Annotated in this window: 15 protein-coding genes; 11 read left to right on the top strand and 4 right to left on the bottom strand. The window is 68.6% G+C overall.

The window, feature by feature from the left end:
• Positions 1–161 precede the first annotated feature (161 nt).
• The 3 genes from C5E05_RS13850 to C5E05_RS13840 are packed head-to-tail and all read left to right on the top strand — an operon-like array spanning position 162 to position 3,356.
• Positions 162–1,202, top strand: a complete 1,041-nt coding sequence (locus C5E05_RS13850; RefSeq protein WP_181059606.1) for a tripartite tricarboxylate transporter substrate binding protein — start codon at positions 162–164, stop codon at positions 1,200–1,202.
• Positions 1,199–1,825, top strand: a complete 627-nt coding sequence (locus C5E05_RS13845) for a tripartite tricarboxylate transporter TctB family protein (RefSeq protein ID WP_104240954.1) — start codon at positions 1,199–1,201, stop codon at positions 1,823–1,825. Before C5E05_RS13850 ends, C5E05_RS13845 begins: the two co-directional genes overlap by 4 nt.
• A gap of 1 nt (position 1,826) precedes the next feature.
• Positions 1,827–3,356, top strand: coding sequence for a tripartite tricarboxylate transporter permease (locus tag C5E05_RS13840; protein WP_104342234.1), 1,530 nt, complete (start codon positions 1,827–1,829; stop codon positions 3,354–3,356).
• Between the two features lie 22 nt (positions 3,357–3,378).
• Here the strand turns inward: C5E05_RS13840 and C5E05_RS13835 are convergent, their stop codons facing one another.
• Positions 3,379–4,311 carry a LysR family transcriptional regulator gene (locus tag C5E05_RS13835; protein ID WP_104306454.1) on the bottom strand — a complete coding sequence of 311 codons (933 nt, stop codon included), beginning with the start codon at positions 4,309–4,311 and terminating at the stop codon, positions 3,379–3,381.
• A 77-nt stretch (positions 4,312–4,388) separates the two neighbouring features.
• On the opposite strand from C5E05_RS13835, the gene C5E05_RS13830 reads away from it, so the two are divergent.
• Positions 4,389–6,128, top strand: a complete 1,740-nt coding sequence (locus tag C5E05_RS13830) for an L-aspartate oxidase (RefSeq protein ID WP_104342233.1) — start codon at positions 4,389–4,391, stop codon at positions 6,126–6,128.
• Between the two features lie 154 nt (positions 6,129–6,282).
• On the opposite strand, the gene C5E05_RS13825 is transcribed toward C5E05_RS13830, so the two are convergent.
• Both C5E05_RS13825 and C5E05_RS13820 read right to left on the bottom strand, forming a co-directional pair.
• A complete protein-coding gene (locus tag C5E05_RS13825; RefSeq protein ID WP_104342232.1) occupies positions 6,283–7,986 on the bottom strand; it encodes a BCCT family transporter in 1,704 nt (567 codons plus the stop codon).
• Positions 7,987–8,055: 69 nt separating this feature from the next.
• Positions 8,056–9,000 (bottom strand): flavin reductase, encoded by a 945-nt coding sequence (locus C5E05_RS13820; RefSeq protein ID WP_104342231.1) that lies wholly within the window; start codon positions 8,998–9,000, stop codon positions 8,056–8,058.
• A 117-nt stretch (positions 9,001–9,117) separates the two neighbouring features.
• On the opposite strand from C5E05_RS13820, the gene C5E05_RS13815 reads away from it, so the two are divergent.
• From C5E05_RS13815 to C5E05_RS13785, 7 genes are read left to right on the top strand one after another with little or no spacing between them, the layout of a single operon-like run.
• Positions 9,118–9,825, top strand: a complete 708-nt coding sequence (locus tag C5E05_RS13815) for a GntR family transcriptional regulator (RefSeq protein WP_104240960.1) — start codon at positions 9,118–9,120, stop codon at positions 9,823–9,825.
• A gap of 53 nt (positions 9,826–9,878) precedes the next feature.
• On the top strand, positions 9,879–10,535 hold the full coding sequence (locus C5E05_RS13810) for an amino acid synthesis family protein (protein WP_104240961.1): 657 nt from the start codon (positions 9,879–9,881) through the stop codon (positions 10,533–10,535).
• On the top strand, positions 10,532–11,083 hold the full coding sequence (locus C5E05_RS13805) for an amino acid synthesis family protein (RefSeq protein ID WP_104240962.1): 552 nt from the start codon (positions 10,532–10,534) through the stop codon (positions 11,081–11,083). The genes C5E05_RS13810 and C5E05_RS13805 overlap by 4 nt, the downstream gene beginning before the upstream one ends.
• Before the next feature lie 12 nt (positions 11,084–11,095).
• A complete protein-coding gene (locus C5E05_RS13800; protein WP_258064875.1) occupies positions 11,096–11,869 on the top strand; it encodes an alpha/beta fold hydrolase in 774 nt (257 codons plus the stop codon).
• Positions 11,862–13,343 carry an aldehyde dehydrogenase gene (locus C5E05_RS13795; RefSeq protein ID WP_104342230.1) on the top strand — a complete coding sequence of 494 codons (1,482 nt, stop codon included), beginning with the start codon at positions 11,862–11,864 and terminating at the stop codon, positions 13,341–13,343. The genes C5E05_RS13800 and C5E05_RS13795 overlap by 8 nt, the downstream gene beginning before the upstream one ends.
• 6 nt (positions 13,344–13,349) lie before the next feature.
• Complete coding sequence (locus C5E05_RS13790) at positions 13,350–13,547, top strand: 2-hydroxymuconate tautomerase (protein WP_104299565.1); 198 nt, start codon at positions 13,350–13,352, stop codon at positions 13,545–13,547.
• A 36-nt stretch (positions 13,548–13,583) separates the two neighbouring features.
• On the top strand, positions 13,584–14,627 hold the full coding sequence (locus tag C5E05_RS13785) for an LLM class flavin-dependent oxidoreductase (RefSeq protein WP_104240965.1): 1,044 nt from the start codon (positions 13,584–13,586) through the stop codon (positions 14,625–14,627).
• Between the two features lie 27 nt (positions 14,628–14,654).
• Here the strand turns inward: C5E05_RS13785 and C5E05_RS13780 are convergent, their stop codons facing one another.
• Positions 14,655–15,572, bottom strand: coding sequence for a DUF1295 domain-containing protein (locus C5E05_RS13780; protein ID WP_104240966.1), 918 nt, complete (start codon positions 15,570–15,572; stop codon positions 14,655–14,657).
• Between the last annotated feature and the right edge of the window lie 51 nt (positions 15,573–15,623).

Below are 15,623 nucleotides of genomic sequence, written 5' to 3'. Positions count from 1 at the left end.
GGCTCGAGCCTTCGGCCTGCGCAGACCCGAGCGGCGCCTCTTCGCGCCGGGCTCGCGAGCACTTATGAGCACAACTCCTCGTGGAGCTCCTCACGTGCGAGCGCGGTGCAATCCTAGGTCGATATTGCGGAGACAACGATGTCCGCGCGAATGGAGCAATGATGATCCGAGCAACGAAAGACCCGGCGGCGCCGGACGAACCGGGCCGGCAGGCCAAGCCCGGCGGCAGGCGTGTGGTCGGCCGCGTCATCGGTGGAGTCGTAGCCGCCGCATCGATCGCCGTCGCGAGCTTCGGGTCGATCACGTCCGCCGCGGCGGGTCAGGACATCAACGCGTCCATGACGATCATCGCCCCGGCAGCTGCCGGTGGCGGCTGGGACACGGTCGCCCGCGAACTGCAGCAGGCGCAGAAAGCCGAGGGGCTCGTCAACAACGTGCAGGTGGTCAACATGCCAGGGGCCGGCGGAACGATCGCGCTTGGCAATGTCTCCGTGCTCGATGGCGAACCCAACAACCTCCTCGTCGGTGGAACCGGCCTGCTGGCCGCCACCATCCAGTACGACTCCGCGGCAAAGCTCGAAGACGTCACGCCGCTCGCGGTGATGGTCGAGGAGTACGACGTCATCGTCGTCCCAGCCGACTCCCCGTACGAGACCCTCGAGGAACTCGCCACGGCATGGAAGGCCGACCCGAAGTCCATCCCGTGGACCGGCGGTGGCTCGTTCGACCAGCTCGTGGTGACCGACCTCGCGCTGAGCGCAGGCATCGAGCCCGTCGACACTACCTACATCTCGTCTGACGGCGGTGGCGAGGCCATCCAGGCGCTCCTCAACGGCACGGCGAAGGCCGCGGCGGGAGGCTACGCAGACAACATCGACCAGATCGAAGCCGGCAGGTTGCGGGCCCTCGCGGTGGTGGCGGAGGAGCCCATCGAAGGCGTCGACATTCCGACAGCCGCCGAGCAGGGTTACGACATCTCGCTCACGAACTGGCGCTCGATCCACGCTCCCTCAGGCTTGACCGAGGAGCAGACGGACGCCCTCGCCGAACTCGTGGTGCAGACGACGGAGACACCCGAGTGGCAGGAAGCCATCGAGAGGTACCACTGGAACGAGCGCCTCATCACGGGCGACGAGCTCGACACGTTCCTCGCTGAAGAGGAACTGCGCATCACGGCGCTCTACGAGGAGATGGGACAATGACGCACCACGCGAACCCGACTGCCGCGTCGGCGGTCATCGGCGGAGACCTGACCTTCGCCGCAGGCCCAAGCAAGACGGCCACCCTCCTCAAGGGGCTGACGATGCCGCTGGTCATCGCAGCCTTCGCCACCTACCTCCTCTACGGCATCTTCACGATGAAGGTGCCAGAGGGGGCCGACTTCCCCGGGCCGCAGTTCTTCCCCGGCCTCATCGCCGCCGGCCTGTACCTCTTCGCGGCTCTACTCGCCGTCGGTGCCGTCCGTGAGCTGCGCGCGACCGCGGCCTCGTCGACGATGACCGAGGAGGAGCTTCTCGCCCGTGCGCTGGCCGACGACGAGGCGCTCGCTGCGGCGGGCGCAGCCGGCGCTCCCCGCAAGGTGCGCGTCGACGTGAAATCGTTCGCCTGGGTCGTCGGCTCGTTCCTGGTGTTCTCGCTGACGCTCGACCTGCTCGGCTGGGTCATCGCAGCAGCCCTCCTCTTCTGGTGCGTGGCCCGCGGCTTCGGCTCGACGAAGCCGGTGGCGAGCCTCGTCGTGGGGTTCACGCTGAGCTCGCTCGCCTACATCGCCTTCGACATGGCACTCGGCATGTCGCTCCCGTCCGGCATCCTCGGAGGTATCTGACATGGAAACGCTCCAACTCCTCATGGAGGGGTTCGCCGGTGCCCTCACCTGGCAGAACCTCATGTGGGTCTTCATCGGCTGCCTCCTCGGGACCGCCGTCGGCGTGCTGCCGGGCCTCGGCTCCTCGATGGCGGTCGCCCTCCTGCTGCCCGTCACGTTCTCGCTCGAGCCGACGGCCGCGTTCATCATGTTCGCCGGCGTCTATTTCGGTGGCCTCTTCGGCGACTCGACCATGGGCATCCTGATGAACACGCCCGGGCAGGCCTCGGCCATCGCCTCGACGTTCGAGGGCCACAAGATGGCGCTGAACGGTCGGGCCGCCCAGGCACTCGCGACGGCTGCCATCGGCGCGTTCATCGGTGGCTTCATCGCCTCGATCGTGGTGGTCTTCCTGGCCCCTGCGCTTGCCGACTTCTCCAGCAGCTTCGGGCCGGCGGAGTTCTTCGCCCTCGCGGTGTTCGCGTTCGCGGCGACCTCCACGGTGGTCACCGACAACGTCGTCAAGGGGCTCACGGCCCTGTTCATCGGCCTCGGCATCGCGGTCATCGGCATCGATGGCGTCTCCGGCGCCCCGCGCTTCACGATGGACTCCCCGCAGCTGTTCGACGGCATCTCGCTGGTGACCGTGACCGTCGCGGTCCTCGCGCTCGGCGAGGTCATCTACGTCGCCTGCCTCGAGCGGCACGTCAACGACAAGGGCATGATCCGTCCGAAGGGTCGCCCGTGGCTGAGCCGCAAGGAGTTCAAGGAGGCCACCCCGGCCTGGCTGCGTGGCACGGTCATCGGTCTCCCGTTCGGTGTAGTGCCGGCCGGCGGCTCCGAGATCCCCACGTTCCTCGCCTTCGGCCTGGAGAAGCGACTGGATGCGCGCCGCAAGGACCCGCAGTTCGGCAAGGGCGCGATCAGGGGCCTCGCAGCCCCGGAGGCCGCTGGCAATGCGACGACCGGTATGGCGATGGGCGCGCTCCTGGCGCTCGGCCTCCCCATCTCGGCGACCGCGGCGATCATGCTCGCCGCGTTCCGTCAGTACGGCCTGCAGCCGGGCCCGCTGCTCTTCGACCGCGCCCCCGAGCTGGTCTGGGCGCTGCTGGCGAGCTTCTTCATCGCCATGGTGGTGCTGCTCGTCCTGAACCTGCCGTTCGCGATGCTGTGGGCGAAGCTGCTCCTGATCCCGCGTCCCTACCTGTACGCGGGCATCACGATCTTCTGCGCGCTCGGCATCTACGCCACGTCGGGTTCGACGTTCGACCTGCTGATGCTGCTTGGGGTCGGCCTGCTCGGCTTCCTCATGCGTGCCCTCGACTTCCCGATCGCACCGCTCATCATCGGCATGGTCCTCGGCCCGCTGGCCGAGACGAGCCTGCGGGACGCGGCGATGAGCGCCAACGGCGACTTCTCGGTGCTGGTGCAGGGGCCGATCGCGATCGCGCTCTACACCCTCCTGGCGCTGGTGCTCGCCTTCACCGTGCGCGGCCGCCTGGTCGCTCGCAAGCGTGCGAAGCAGGAGCAGAAGGAGCTCGTGAACAGCTAGCGCGCCGTTCCCAGCAGTTGCCTCACGGCTCCACGCTGCTGGTTCCCGGCGTCTGGCCGACCATGGCGGCGGCGATCGATTCGATCGTCGCCGCCATGGCGCGTGCGGCGCGTGAGAGGGGCACGTCGCTCCGGTGCGCGAGGCTCACGGTGCGCTGCAGGATGGAGCTCGTGAGCCTGGCGGAGCGGAAGCCCGCCCGCCCGCGGATGACCATGGCCGGCACAACCGCGACGCCGAGTCCGAGCTCCACGAAGCGCAGCACCGCATCCATCTCCGGCCCCTCGACCACCACGTTCGGTCGCAGATCGGCCTTGAGGAACGCGGCCTCTGCTGTTGCACGGAGGTCGTAGCCCCGCGAGAAGACCACTTGCGGGGCGGCGGCGAGCTCCTCGAGGGAGATGGTGGGGGAGCGGATCGCCGCGGCCCCGTCGACGGGGGACACCACGACGAGTTCCTCGTTGAGCAGCGGCAGCCTGGTGAGGGTGGCGCGCGGGGTCTGCCTGGATTCGGGAGTCGTGATGAGCGCGAGATCGAGCGCGCCTTCCGCGAGCTGCTCGATGAGGCCCTGGGAGCCGCTCTCCGAGACGTGCAGCTCGATGCCGGGATGCGAGGCGTGGAACGACTGCAGCGCGTCCGCGACGAGGCTCACGCACAGCGAGGGCGTGGCGCCGAGCCGCACCGTGCCCCGCTTGAGGTCGGCGAGCTCCGCCATCTCGCGCCGCACCGAGTCGGCGTCGGCGAGCATTCGCCGCGCGAGCGGCAGCAGGGACTCACCCGCATCGGTGAGCGCGACTCGACCTGGCGTGCGGTTGAAGAGCGGGGCGCCGAGGTCCTGCTCGAGGGTCGAGATCTGGCGGCTCAGCGAGGGCTGCGCGAGGTGCAGCACCTCCGCTGCCCGTGTGAAGTGCCCCTGCGAGGCGACCTCCACGAAACTCCGCAACTGGTCCAGGTTCATGCCGATAGCCTACGCGCATCAGGACGAACAGGACTATGCATTGGAGTAATCATCGGGTGCTCTCTAACGTTGCTGACATGACCGCGACCAAGTCCATCGAACGCCAGTTCTCCACCACCGTGCTCGTCATCGGAACCGGCGGTTCCGGCCTGCGCGCCGCCATCGAAGTCGCCGAGCAGGGTGTCGACGTGCTCGCCGTGGGCAAGCGCCCCAAGCACGACGCCCACACCTCGCTCGCCGCCGGCGGCATCAACGCGGCCCTCGGCACGATGGACGCGGACGACAGCTGGCAGCAGCACGCCGCCGACACCATCAAGGAGAGCTACTGGCTCGCCAACCCGCACACCGTCGAGATCGTGACCCGGGGCGCCGAGCAGGGTATCCGCGACCTCGAGCGCTACGGCATGGGCTTCCAGCGCGAAGGCGACGGCCGCATCTCGCAGCGCTTCTTCGGCGCCCACAAGTTCCGCCGCACCGCCTTCGCCGGCGACTACACGGGCCTCGAGATCCAGCGCTCGCTCGTCGCCCGCACGGAGCAGCTGAACATCCCCATCCTCGACACCGTCTACATCACCCGCATCCTCGTGCGCGACAACGTCGTCTTCGGTGCCTACGGGTTCGATATCAACGACGGCACGAGGTACCTCATCCACGCCGACTCCGTGATCCTCGCCGCCGGCGGGCACAACCGCATCTGGCGCCGCACCTCCTCGCGACGCGACGAGAACACGGGCGACTCGTTCCGCCTCGCCGTCGAAGCCGGCGGGCGCCTGCGCGACCCCGAGCTCGTGCAGTTCCACCCCTCCGGCATCATCGAGCCCGAGAACGCGGCCGGCACGCTCGTCTCGGAAGCCGCCCGCGGCGAAGGCGGCATCCTCACGAACGGCCTCGGGGAGCGCTTCATGGAGCGCTACGACCCCGAGCGCATGGAGCTCTCGACGCGTGACCGGGTCGCGCTCGCCGCGTACACCGAGATCAAGGAGGGCCGCGGCACCGCGAACGGCGGCGTCTGGCTCGACGTCTCGCACCTGCCCCGCGAGACGATCATGAACCGCCTGCCGCGCATCTACCAGCAGATGCTCGACCTGCAGATGCTCGACATCACCGTGAGCCCGATCGAGATCGCGCCAACCGCCCACTACTCGATGGGTGGCGTGTGGGTTCGCCCCGACGACCACGGCACCGACGTCGACGGGCTCTACGCGATCGGCGAGGCGTCGAGCGGCCTCCACGGCGCGAACCGCCTCGGCGGCAACTCGCTCATCGAGCTGCTCGTCTTCGGCCGCATCGTCGGCCGGGCGGCCGTCGCCCACTCCGAGAGCCTGGATGCACAGCTCCGGTCGCCGGCAGCCGTCGCGCAGGCGCGCGGTGAGATCGACGAGCTGCTCAGCGCCGACGGTCGTGAGAACGTGCGCGCCCTGCAGCGCGCCATCCGCGACACGATGACCGAGTACGCGGGCGTCGTGCGAGACGAGGAGGGGCTCAAGGCCGGCATCGCAGCGCTCGACGTCATCGAGGCTCGGATGGAGGACGTCGGCATCCACCCAGACATCGCCGGCTTCCAGGACCTCGCGCACGCCTTCGACCTCAAGTCCTCGGCGCTCGCCGCGAGGGCGACCCTGGAGGCCGCCCTGGAGCGTCGTGAGACGCGCGGCTGCCACAACCGCAGCGACTTCCCCGAGCTCGACCCCGCCATGCAGGTCAACCTCGTGTGGTCGCCGGGCGGCGGCATCACCCGGGAGGAGATCCCACCCGTCCCCGCCGAGATCGCCGAGCTCATCGGCGAGGTCTCCGTGGAGGGCAAGCTCGTCGAATAGCTCTCCAGGGCTGGAGCAGACATCACCTGTCCTCTCGCCCCTCTCCTCCGCCCACGCCGCGATAGCCCGAACCGGGAGCTGAGTTGTGGTCGCTTCAACGGTATGTTGACGACCACAACTCAGCTCCCGGCTCAGGTGTCTCGGGGCGCGGGGGTCAGGGGCGCGGCGACTCGGGATTCGGCTTGCGCCTCGGGCCGTGCTCCGGCAGGCGCAGCACGCCCGTCCGGAGGTCCTCGCGGCGCACGTCCCTCGTGTAGTCGAAGTGCGGGTCCTCACGCAGCTGCAGGATGAGGGAGATGCCCAGCAGTGCGACGATGATCGTGAACGGCAGCGCCGAGAGCATCGCCGCCTGCTGGAGCGCCGCGAGTCCACCGGTGAGCAGCAGCAGGGATGCGCACAGGCCGGTGAGGAGGCCCCAGATCGCGAGGACCGGCTTGGCCGGTTCGAGTGCGCCCCTGGAGGAGAGCATGCTCAGCACGAACGTGTTCGCGTCGGCACCCGAGATGAAGAACAGCACGACGAGGACGATCGCGACGATCGACGTGATCTCCACGAGCGGCAGGTTCGAGAGCATCTCGAAGAACGCCGAGTTCACGTCGGCCGTGGCCGCGGTGCCGATGCTGCCGTCGCCGTCGAGGTCGAACTTGATGGCCGAGCCGCCGAAGATCGTGAACCAGCCGAAGAACACGAGGCTCGGCACGACCATGACGCCGAGGACGAACTGGCGGATGGTGCGGCCGCGCGAGATCTTCGCGAGGAAGACGCCGACGAACGCGCCCCAGCTGAGCCACCAGGCCATCATGAAGTACGTCCACCACTGCATCCACTGACCGTCGTCGGCCGTGAGCGGGGTCGTGAGGCTCATCTCGAAGAAGTTGCTCACGTAGGCGCCGGTCGAGCGCACGAAGAGGTTCGTGATGAAGTTCGTCGGCCCCACGAAGAAGACGAAGATGCCGAGGGCCACCGAGGCGAGCATCGTGATCTGCGAGATGTACTTGATGCCGCGGTTCACGCCAGACAGCGCGGAGAGCGTGAAGATGACCGTGATGACGGCGATCACGAGGATCTGGATAAAGGTCTCCGTCGGCAGCCCCATGACGCGGTTGAGGCCCTCCGTGATCTGCGAGGCGCCCAGCCCGAGGGACGTCGTGGTGCCGAACAGGGTCGCGATGATCGCGAAGATGTCGATGACGTTGCCGAGCCACCCGTCGACGCGGTCGCCGAAGATGGGGCGCAGCATGGGGGAGACGAGCCCCGTGTTGCCCTTGCGGTGCGTGGAGTAGGCGATCGCGACGCCGAAGACGCCGAAGACGGCCCAGGCGTGGGGGCCCCAGTCGAAGTATGAGAACTGCATGGCGACGACGGCGGCCTCGACGGTGCCGGACTCGGCGAGTCCGTGCGGGGGCGTGACGAAGTGGGAGATGGGCTCGGCGACGCCGTAGCTGATGAGGCCGACGCCCATGACGGCCGAGAGGATCATGGCGAGCCAGGCCCACGTGCTGAACTCGGGCCGGTCGCTGTCAGCACCGAGGCGGATGCGCCCGAACCGGCTGCAGGCGAGGTACACGAGCAGGCCGATGCAGCCGATCGTCACGAGGAGGTACGACCAGCCCACGGTCGCCGAGGCCCAGTTGATCGCGGCCGTCATGGATCCGTTGAGCGTGTCCGGCGAGATCGCCGCCCACGAGACGAACGCCAGGATCAGGCCGATCGAAACCCAGAAGACGACGCCGGGTCGGTGACGCAGCGCGTCGGCGGCCGCCTGAGCTCGACTCGGGCCGGACGTCGGCTCGAGCCCGTGACCATCGAGTGCGTCGTCATCATGCAGCTCGGGCTTCGGAGGATGGTGAAGAGTCATGGTGTTGCTCCACTTCGGAGGAGGCAGGCCCGGGAGGGCGGAACGGTCATCGCGGTTGTGATGACCTGGTCAGAGCTCTGAGAGCCCTCGTCCATCGAAGAACTTGCCGGCCTTGTACAGAATGGGCGCGTCGTCGGTGGTCGTCGCGTGGTGCACGCGGCCGATGAAGATGGTGTGCGTGAGCGCCTGGAAGCGCTCTTTGATCTCGACCTCGATGGAGGCGGAGGAGCCGTCGATGAGCGGGCTGCCCTCGGGCCCTTCGTGCCAGGTGATGTCGGCGAACTTGTCCGGGGACTTGGAGGCGAAGGTCGCGAGCACGTGCTGCTGCTCGCTGGACAGGATGTTGATGCCGAGGTTCGTCGACCGGAAGAGCGAGGGGTACGTGGACGACGACTTCTGCACGCACACGAGCACGAGGGGCGGGTCGAGGGACACCGAGGAGTAGGCGCTCACGGCGAGGCCGCGGGGGCGGCCCTCCTCGTCCTTCGTCGTGACGACGGTGACGCCGGAGATGAACTGCTTGTTGAACGCCTTGAGCATCTCGCGCGGGGGAGCTGCGGACTCGTCGGCGTAGTCGGCGTCAGCATCCTCGAAGGCCGAGTGCAGGGAGGGGAGACCGAGGTGGGTGAGCAGCTCGGCGGAGTCCCAGGTCACGCGCTCGGAAGAGACGCGTCCGTCCCGCAGGGTGCCGTAGTTGGATCCGTTCGTGACGACGCGCTTGCCTGTCGGGGGGACAGTGCCGAGCGGCTGGCTGAACGTGCCGTCGGAGGTCCAGAAGACGGCGAGCGCGTCGTCCTCGACCAGGACCTGATCGATGCGCGTGACGAGGTCCGGGAACGCGGCGCGCACCTCGGTGACCTCCTGCTTGAACTCGTCGAGTGCGGACACCCGACCCGATCTTGTGCTCTCGCGCCGATAATCCGTGGTCACGAGGGCTTCGAACGCACCGAAGTCACCCCGATCCCAGACGTCGGACCATGCAGCTGCGACAGCATCTTTGATGTTTGCTTGCATGCAACGGAGCGTAACCCTGGGTTCATGCATGCGTCAACGCTTGGTTGTAAACGTTGTGTTTCCTGAGAAAAATCGGAGTCGTTGACAATTCTGTGGCATGCCAGCTAGCGTTCTTGTATGCAACAGATCACGCCGTTGGGTCTCAGCGATGAGGCGTACGCAGACCTCCCTCTCCTCGAGCGACTCCGCCGTCTCGTGACGAGCGGCACGTACCCACCCGGCGACCCGATGCCGGAGCTCGTGCTCGCGCAGGAGTTCGGCGTGAGCCGCACCCCCATCCGCGAGGCGCTCAAGCAGCTGGAGAACGAGGGGCTCGTCGAGATCCGTCCCCGCGTCGGGACGTTCGTGCGAACACCCACCCGGCGGGAGATCGTCGAGCTGTTCCAGCTCAAGGAATCGCTGGAAGGGCTCGCCGCGAACCTGCTCGCCCGCCGAGGCCCCACCTCGGAGGTCGCCGCCCTGTCGCGCAATCTCGACGAGAGCGACGCCGCCGCCAAGGCCGGCGACACGGCGGAGTACGCCCGCCTCGTGCACGAGTTCCACTGGACCATCGTGCTCGGCGCCGACAACGCCAAGCTCGCGGAGCACTACGAGCGCCTCATGAACCAGCTCGCCTACCACCGCATCGTGCTGCGCACGATCGAGCGCCCCGGCCGTCTGCTCGCCTCCAACCACGAGCACCGCGCGGTTGTGCGCTCGATCGTGGAGAAGGATGCGATCGGCGCCGAGTTCGCCATGCGAACGCACGTCGAGGCGTCGAGCCGCGCAGCGCTCGCGCCGGCAGATCACGGCAACCCGGCCGACAGCGAGTCGATCACCGCCTGAGTCGCCGACGCCCATCCGGGCACACCAGACGTTCGAGGAGACCAGGAGCCACCATGACCACCACCGCCACAGCGACCGAGCGTCGCGGCGAGACGCTGCGCGAGCGCGCCGTCGCCCTCGGCGTGCGAAAGATCTCGACTGCCTACGAGGACATCATCTCGGACGGAGGCGTCGACGCCCCGACCGCGATCCGGCAGGCGAGTGCCGTCGCCGTCGTCCGCAACCCTTGGGTCGGGGCAGGGCCCATCGCCGACCTCACGGAGGCCACGTCCGAGATCGCCCCCATCGTCGCCAAGCTCCTCAGCGACCGCCTCCTCGAGGCGCTCGGCGGGGCCGCGAACGTCGAAGCGTTCGGGAAGGCCGCCGTCGTCGGCGTCGACGGCGAGATCGAGCACGCTGGCGCGCTCATCCACACCCCCTACTTCGGCAACCTGCTCCGCGAGTTCCTCGAGGGCACCTCGATCATCTGCTTCTCGGACACGAGAGCCGAGGCCGGCGGCGACCTGCGAGTGCCGCTTTGGCACAAGACCGCCGCGGCAACGCGCAGCCACTACCAGTCGCTCGACGTGCACCTCGCGGATGCGCCGCACCGCGACGAGATCGCGGTCATCGCGGTCGCGTCGTCCGGCCCCCGCCCACACCCCCGGATCGGAGACCGCACGACCGACGTGAAGGTCACCTCCGACATCCTGAAAGGAATCGCAGCATGAAGGTTCGCAGAGTCATCACCATCGTCGACGAGACACTCATCGAGGGCGGCCGCACGGTCTCGCCCGCGGCGAGGACCGCGGTCGTTGCCGCCATCATCGAGAACCCGTGGGCCGGCCAAGGCTTCGTCGAGGACCTGAGCGCCGGCATCGACGCCGTCGCGTCCGAGCTCGGAGCGCTGCTCGCCCCCCGCGTCATGGAGGCGCTCGGAGCACCGCTCGAGGCATACGGCAAGGCCGCGATCATCGGGCTGAACGGTGAGGTCGAGCACGGCTCGGCGCTCATCCACACGCTCAAGTTCGGCGACCACTTCCGGAAGGCGGCGAACGCGAGCACCCTGCTGCCCGCAGTCGAGAAGCGCGGGCCGGCCGGCGTCGCGTTCGACATCCCGCTCAAGCACTTCACCGACGCGACGATCCGCTCGCACCATCAGTCGTTCGAGGTGCGGATCGCGGATGCGCCGCACCCGGACGAGATCCTCGTCGCCCTGGCCGGGGCTGCCCAGGGGCGCCCGCAGCAGCGACTCGCGGCGCTCTCGACCGAGCTGTAGCGGGGCGCCGACGTGAGCTCGACGCCGACACGCACGCCCATCGTGCTGCTGCACGGGGTGGGGCTCGATCGGACCATGTGGGGCCGCGTCGAGGAGCTCCTCGACCGGCCGACGATCGCGCTCGACCTGCCGGGTCATGGAGCCCAGCCGCGGCTGCGCGGGGCGATGTCGCTCGCCGAGTTCGCGGCCGATGTCGCCGAGCGGCTTCCGAGCGGGCCGGTCCACCTCGTGGGCTTCTCGCTCGGGGCGCTCGTCGCCCAGCGAATCGCGAGCCACTCGAACGACCGAGTCCGGTCGCTCGTCTGCGTCAGCTCCGTCTGCCAGCGGACCCCGGAGGAGCGCGACGCCGTGCTCGCCCGGCTCGCCTCGGCGCGGACCGACTTCGCAGCGACCGTCGAGCGCTCGCTCGAACGCTGGTACTCGGGAAGCGACGTGGCTCCCGAGACGGTCGACGCGACGAGGCGGGTGCTCGAAGCCAACGACGTCGAGTCGTTCGGGCACGCCTATGAGATCTTCGCGACGGGTGACCGGCAGATCGAAGCTGATCTGGCCTCCATCTCCGTCCCGACCCTCGCCATCACGGGGGAGCTCGACCCCGGCTCGACGCCCGACATGAGCCGCAGGCTCGCCGCCGCCATCCCGGATGCCCGGTCGCGCATCGTCGCCGGCGTGCGGCACATGCTTCCCGTCGAAGCGCCCGAGGCCTTCGCCGCGGAGCTCGCGGAGCACATCGAAGACACGGAACTCGCCAACTCCAGGCACCACGAAGGAGCACACCATGACTGACCGCTACGGACATTTCATCGACGGGGGCTGGCGCGATCCCGCCGGCGGCGCCTACTTCGAGAGCATCAACCCCGCGACCCTCGAGGTGCTGTACGAGGCGGCGAGGGGCGACGCCGCCGACGTCGAGCTGGCGGTCTCCGCGGCCAGCCGGGCGTTCGAGGCGCCGAGCTGGAGTGGCCTCACGGCGACGCAGCGGGGGAAGCTGCTGCGCCGCCTCGGCGACCTGGTTGCCGAGAACGCCGACGAGCTCGCCCGACTGGAGAGCCTCGACAACGGCAAGCTCCTGCGCGAGATGCGCGGCCAGCTCGCGTCACTGCCCGAGTACCTCTACTACTACGGCGGGCTCGCTGACAAGATCCAGGGCTCGCAGATCCCCACCAGCAACCTGCAGATCCTCAACTACACGCAGCACGAGCCGCTCGGCGTGGTCGGCGCGATCACGCCGTGGAACTCCCCGCTGACGCTCACGACCTCGAAGCTCGCGCCTGCGCTGGCAGCCGGCAACACCGTCGTCATCAAGCCGAGCGAGTACACCTCGCGCACGGTGCTCCGCTTCGCGCAGCTCGCGAGCGAGGCCGGGTTCCCCGACGGCGTCGTCAACGTCGTCACGGGTCTCGGCGCCGAGGCAGGCGCGGCGCTCGTCGAGAGCACCCTCATCGCGAAGATCTCCTTCACGGGGTCGACGCGCACGGGCTCGGCCATCGCGGCGAGCGCGGCGGCACGCTTCATCGGATGCACGCTCGAATTGGGCGGGAAGAGCCCGAACATCGTGTTCGACGACGCGAACATCGAGAACGCGGCGATGGGGGTCATCGCGGGGATCTACGCCGCGGCGGGCCAGACCTGCATCGCCGGGAGCCGCGTCTTCGCGCATCGCTCCGTCTACGACGAGCTGCTCGAGCGCGTCTCCGCTCGCGCGAAGTCCATCGTCATCGGCGACCCCCTCGACGATGCGACCGAGCTCGGCCCGCTCGCCTTCAGCGACCAGCTCGAGAAGGTCAGATCGTATGTCGGCATCGGCGTCGACGAGGGCGCGACCCTCTACGCCGGAGGCGGCCGCCCCGACGTGCAGCTCCCCGGCTACTACTTCGAGCCCACCGTGCTGACCGACGTCACCAACAGCATGCGCGTCGTCCGCGAGGAGATCTTCGGGCCCGTCGCCGCCATCATGCCCTTCGACACGGAGGACGAGGTCGTCGGGCTGGCCAACGACACCGAGTTCGGCCTCGCGGCCGGCGTGTGGACGCAGAACCTCGCCCGCGCCCATCGCCTCTCGCGTCGCCTCGACGCCGGCACCATCTGGGTCAACACCTACCGCGCCATGTCGCCCATGTCGCCGAGGCAGGGCTTCAAGAACTCCGGCGTCGGCATCGAGCACGGCATCGAGTCCATGCACGAGTACACCCGCCTCAAGAGCGTGTGGATCAACACCGACGAATCGCCCGTCGCCGACCCGTTCGTGATGCGGGGGTAGGGCCGCATGCCACTCATCGACATCTCCATCGCCAAGGGGCGCACCCCGGAGCAGCTCAGGGCCCTCATCGACGGCGTGCACCGCGTCGCAGAGGAGACCGTGGGCGCCGCACCGGAGAACATCACGGTCGTCATCCGCGAGATCGAGCACGAGCACTGGTCTCGCGGGAACACCACCATCGCGGAACGCGCCAGCCGCCGCTGACGGCAGCAGCACCTCCACTCTCGAAAGGACACGACAATGCGTTTCTCTCTGTTCATCCACATGGAGCGCTGGGACGACTCCGTCAGCACCGAGCAGCTCTTCGCCGAGCTCGTCGAGCTCACGCTCCTGGCCGAGAAGGCCGGCTTCAGCACGGTGTGGATCGGCGAGCACCACTCGATGGAGTACACGATCTCGCCGAGCCCCATGCCGCAGCTCGCGTACCTCGCCGCGGTCACCACGAAGATCCGCCTCGGCGCAGGCACGATCATCGCCCCCTTCTGGAACCCGCTCCGGGTGGCCGGAGAGACGGCCCTGCTCGACGTCATCAGCGGCGGGCGCGCCGAGGTCGGACTGGCGCGCGGCGCGTACCAGTTCGAGTTCGACCGCCTCGCGGGCGGCATGCCAGGCAAGGAGGGCGGCAAGCACCTGCGCGAGCTGATCCCCGCCGTGCGCGAGCTCTGGCAGGGCGACTACGCCCACGACGGCGAGGTCTGGCAGTTCCCCGTCTCCACGAGCGTCCCGAAGCCCGTGCAGCAGCCGACTCCGCCGATGTGGGTCGCGGCCCGCGACCCCGACACGCACGACTTCGCGGTCGCCAACGGCTGCAACGTCATGGTGACGCCGCTCATGAAGGGCGACGAGGAGGTCGCCGACCTCGTGACCAAGTTCGAGACGGCGGTGTCGAACCATCCCGAGGTCGCACGCCCCGAGATCATGGTGCTGCGCCACACCTACGTGCACGAGGAGAGCGACCCAGACGGCTGGCGACCGGCCGCCGAGGGGGTCAACAAGTTCTACCGCACCTTCGACGCCTGGTTCGGCAACACGACCGACCCCGTCGACGGGTTCCTCGAGCCGAGCCCGGAGGCGAAGTTCTCGGAGCGGCCCGAGTTCACGCCCGAGTCACTGCACAAGACCGCCATGATCGGCACGCCGGACGAGGTCATCGCGCGCCTGCGCGAGTACGAGTCGCTCGGGGTCGACGAGTTCAGCTTCTGGAGCGACAACTCCCTCTCCCACGAGCAGAAGAAGCGCTCGCTCGAGCTGTTCATCGAGCACGTCGTACCCGCCTTCCAGTAGCTCGGGGCTCACGCGCCCCGGCCGAGGTCAGGGGCGCGTGAGCTTCAGCAGGAGCACGGGCGTCTTCGCCTTGTACTCCTCGTAGTCGGCGTCGCCGCCCCACTTCTTGTCGGCCTTGGCTTCGAGCAGCGGCACTCCGCTGACCTTCGAAAGCAGCAGCACGACGAAGACCGGCGAGATGAGCGCGATCCACTGCCAGCCGACCAGAACGGGGATGGCGACGATGGCGACGCCAACCCAGAGCAGGATCTCGCCGAAGTAGTTGGGGTGGCGCGAACGCGACCAGAGGCCCGTGCGGATGAATCGACCCTTGTTCGCCGGGTCGGCCTTGAACGCGTTCTTCTGCAGGTCGGCGACGACCTCGATGACGAACCCGGCCACCCAGATGACGATGCCGACGATGCCGAGCCAGCCGATGGGCTCGCGCTCCGCGGTGCCCCCGGCGATCGCGATCCACGCGGCGGCGGCCGTGAGGCTCACCCAGAGGCCCTGCATGATCCAGACCCGCAGGAACCGCAGCTTGTCGCCCTTGATGTCGTCGAAGCGATCGTCGGAGCCCGAGCGGTGGATGCGCGCGAAGAGGAACGAGCCGAGCCGCAGGGCCCACAGGATCACCATGGCTCCGAGGATCCAGGAGCGAGCATCCGGTGCCGGTGCCGCGATGAGCAGGCCGATGGTGACTACGATGAACGTCGCGCTTCCCGTGAGGTCGAAGAACCGCTCGGTCTTCGCCGCCGCCGAGGGCAGGTAGACGAGTACCTGGATGAGGAACGCGGCCGCGACGGCCCACGCGTAGAGCGGGAACCCGGCCAGCTCCGCCCCGCCCTGGCTGCCGGCGAGCGCGACGAGCGCGCCGATCAGCACGGCGATGGCGATCGTGATGATCGTCGCCCGGTTCTTGCTTCCCGCGGTGCTCGTGCCGCCTGGGGTGATGTCGCTCGTCATGCTGCTGCCTCTCGAGGCGCTGTGCGCCAGGGGGAATGGGGTGATCAGGAA

This window comes from Pseudoclavibacter sp. AY1H1 (assembly GCF_002931055.1).
Lineage (GTDB): Bacteria > Actinomycetota > Actinomycetes > Actinomycetales > Microbacteriaceae > Pseudoclavibacter.
Note: the sequence above shows the minus strand (reverse complement) of the source record. Positions and strands in the feature narration are given on the sequence as shown.

What these genes read in the sequence shown, in the direction of transcription:
- C5E05_RS13850 (WP_181059606.1), top strand. Translation starts at nt 162, where the DNA reads ATGATCCGAGCAACGAAAGACCCGGCGGCGCCGGACGAACCGGGCCGG.
- C5E05_RS13845 (WP_104240954.1), top strand. Translation starts at nt 1,199, where the DNA reads ATGACGCACCACGCGAACCCGACTGCCGCGTCGGCGGTCATCGGCGGA.
- C5E05_RS13840 (WP_104342234.1), top strand. Translation starts at nt 1,827, where the DNA reads ATGGAAACGCTCCAACTCCTCATGGAGGGGTTCGCCGGTGCCCTCACC.
- C5E05_RS13835 (WP_104306454.1), bottom strand. Translation starts at nt 4,311, where the DNA reads ATGAACCTGGACCAGTTGCGGAGTTTCGTGGAGGTCGCCTCGCAGGGG.
- C5E05_RS13830 (WP_104342233.1), top strand. Translation starts at nt 4,389, where the DNA reads ATGACCGCGACCAAGTCCATCGAACGCCAGTTCTCCACCACCGTGCTC.
- C5E05_RS13825 (WP_104342232.1), bottom strand. Translation starts at nt 7,986, where the DNA reads ATGACTCTTCACCATCCTCCGAAGCCCGAGCTGCATGATGACGACGCA.
- C5E05_RS13820 (WP_104342231.1), bottom strand. Translation starts at nt 9,000, where the DNA reads ATGCAAGCAAACATCAAAGATGCTGTCGCAGCTGCATGGTCCGACGTC.
- C5E05_RS13815 (WP_104240960.1), top strand. Translation starts at nt 9,118, where the DNA reads ATGCAACAGATCACGCCGTTGGGTCTCAGCGATGAGGCGTACGCAGAC.
- C5E05_RS13810 (WP_104240961.1), top strand. Translation starts at nt 9,879, where the DNA reads ATGACCACCACCGCCACAGCGACCGAGCGTCGCGGCGAGACGCTGCGC.
- C5E05_RS13805 (WP_104240962.1), top strand. Translation starts at nt 10,532, where the DNA reads ATGAAGGTTCGCAGAGTCATCACCATCGTCGACGAGACACTCATCGAG.
- C5E05_RS13795 (WP_104342230.1), top strand. Translation starts at nt 11,862, where the DNA reads ATGACTGACCGCTACGGACATTTCATCGACGGGGGCTGGCGCGATCCC.
- C5E05_RS13790 (WP_104299565.1), top strand. Translation starts at nt 13,350, where the DNA reads ATGCCACTCATCGACATCTCCATCGCCAAGGGGCGCACCCCGGAGCAG.
- C5E05_RS13785 (WP_104240965.1), top strand. Translation starts at nt 13,584, where the DNA reads ATGCGTTTCTCTCTGTTCATCCACATGGAGCGCTGGGACGACTCCGTC.
- C5E05_RS13780 (WP_104240966.1), bottom strand. Translation starts at nt 15,572, where the DNA reads ATGACGAGCGACATCACCCCAGGCGGCACGAGCACCGCGGGAAGCAAG.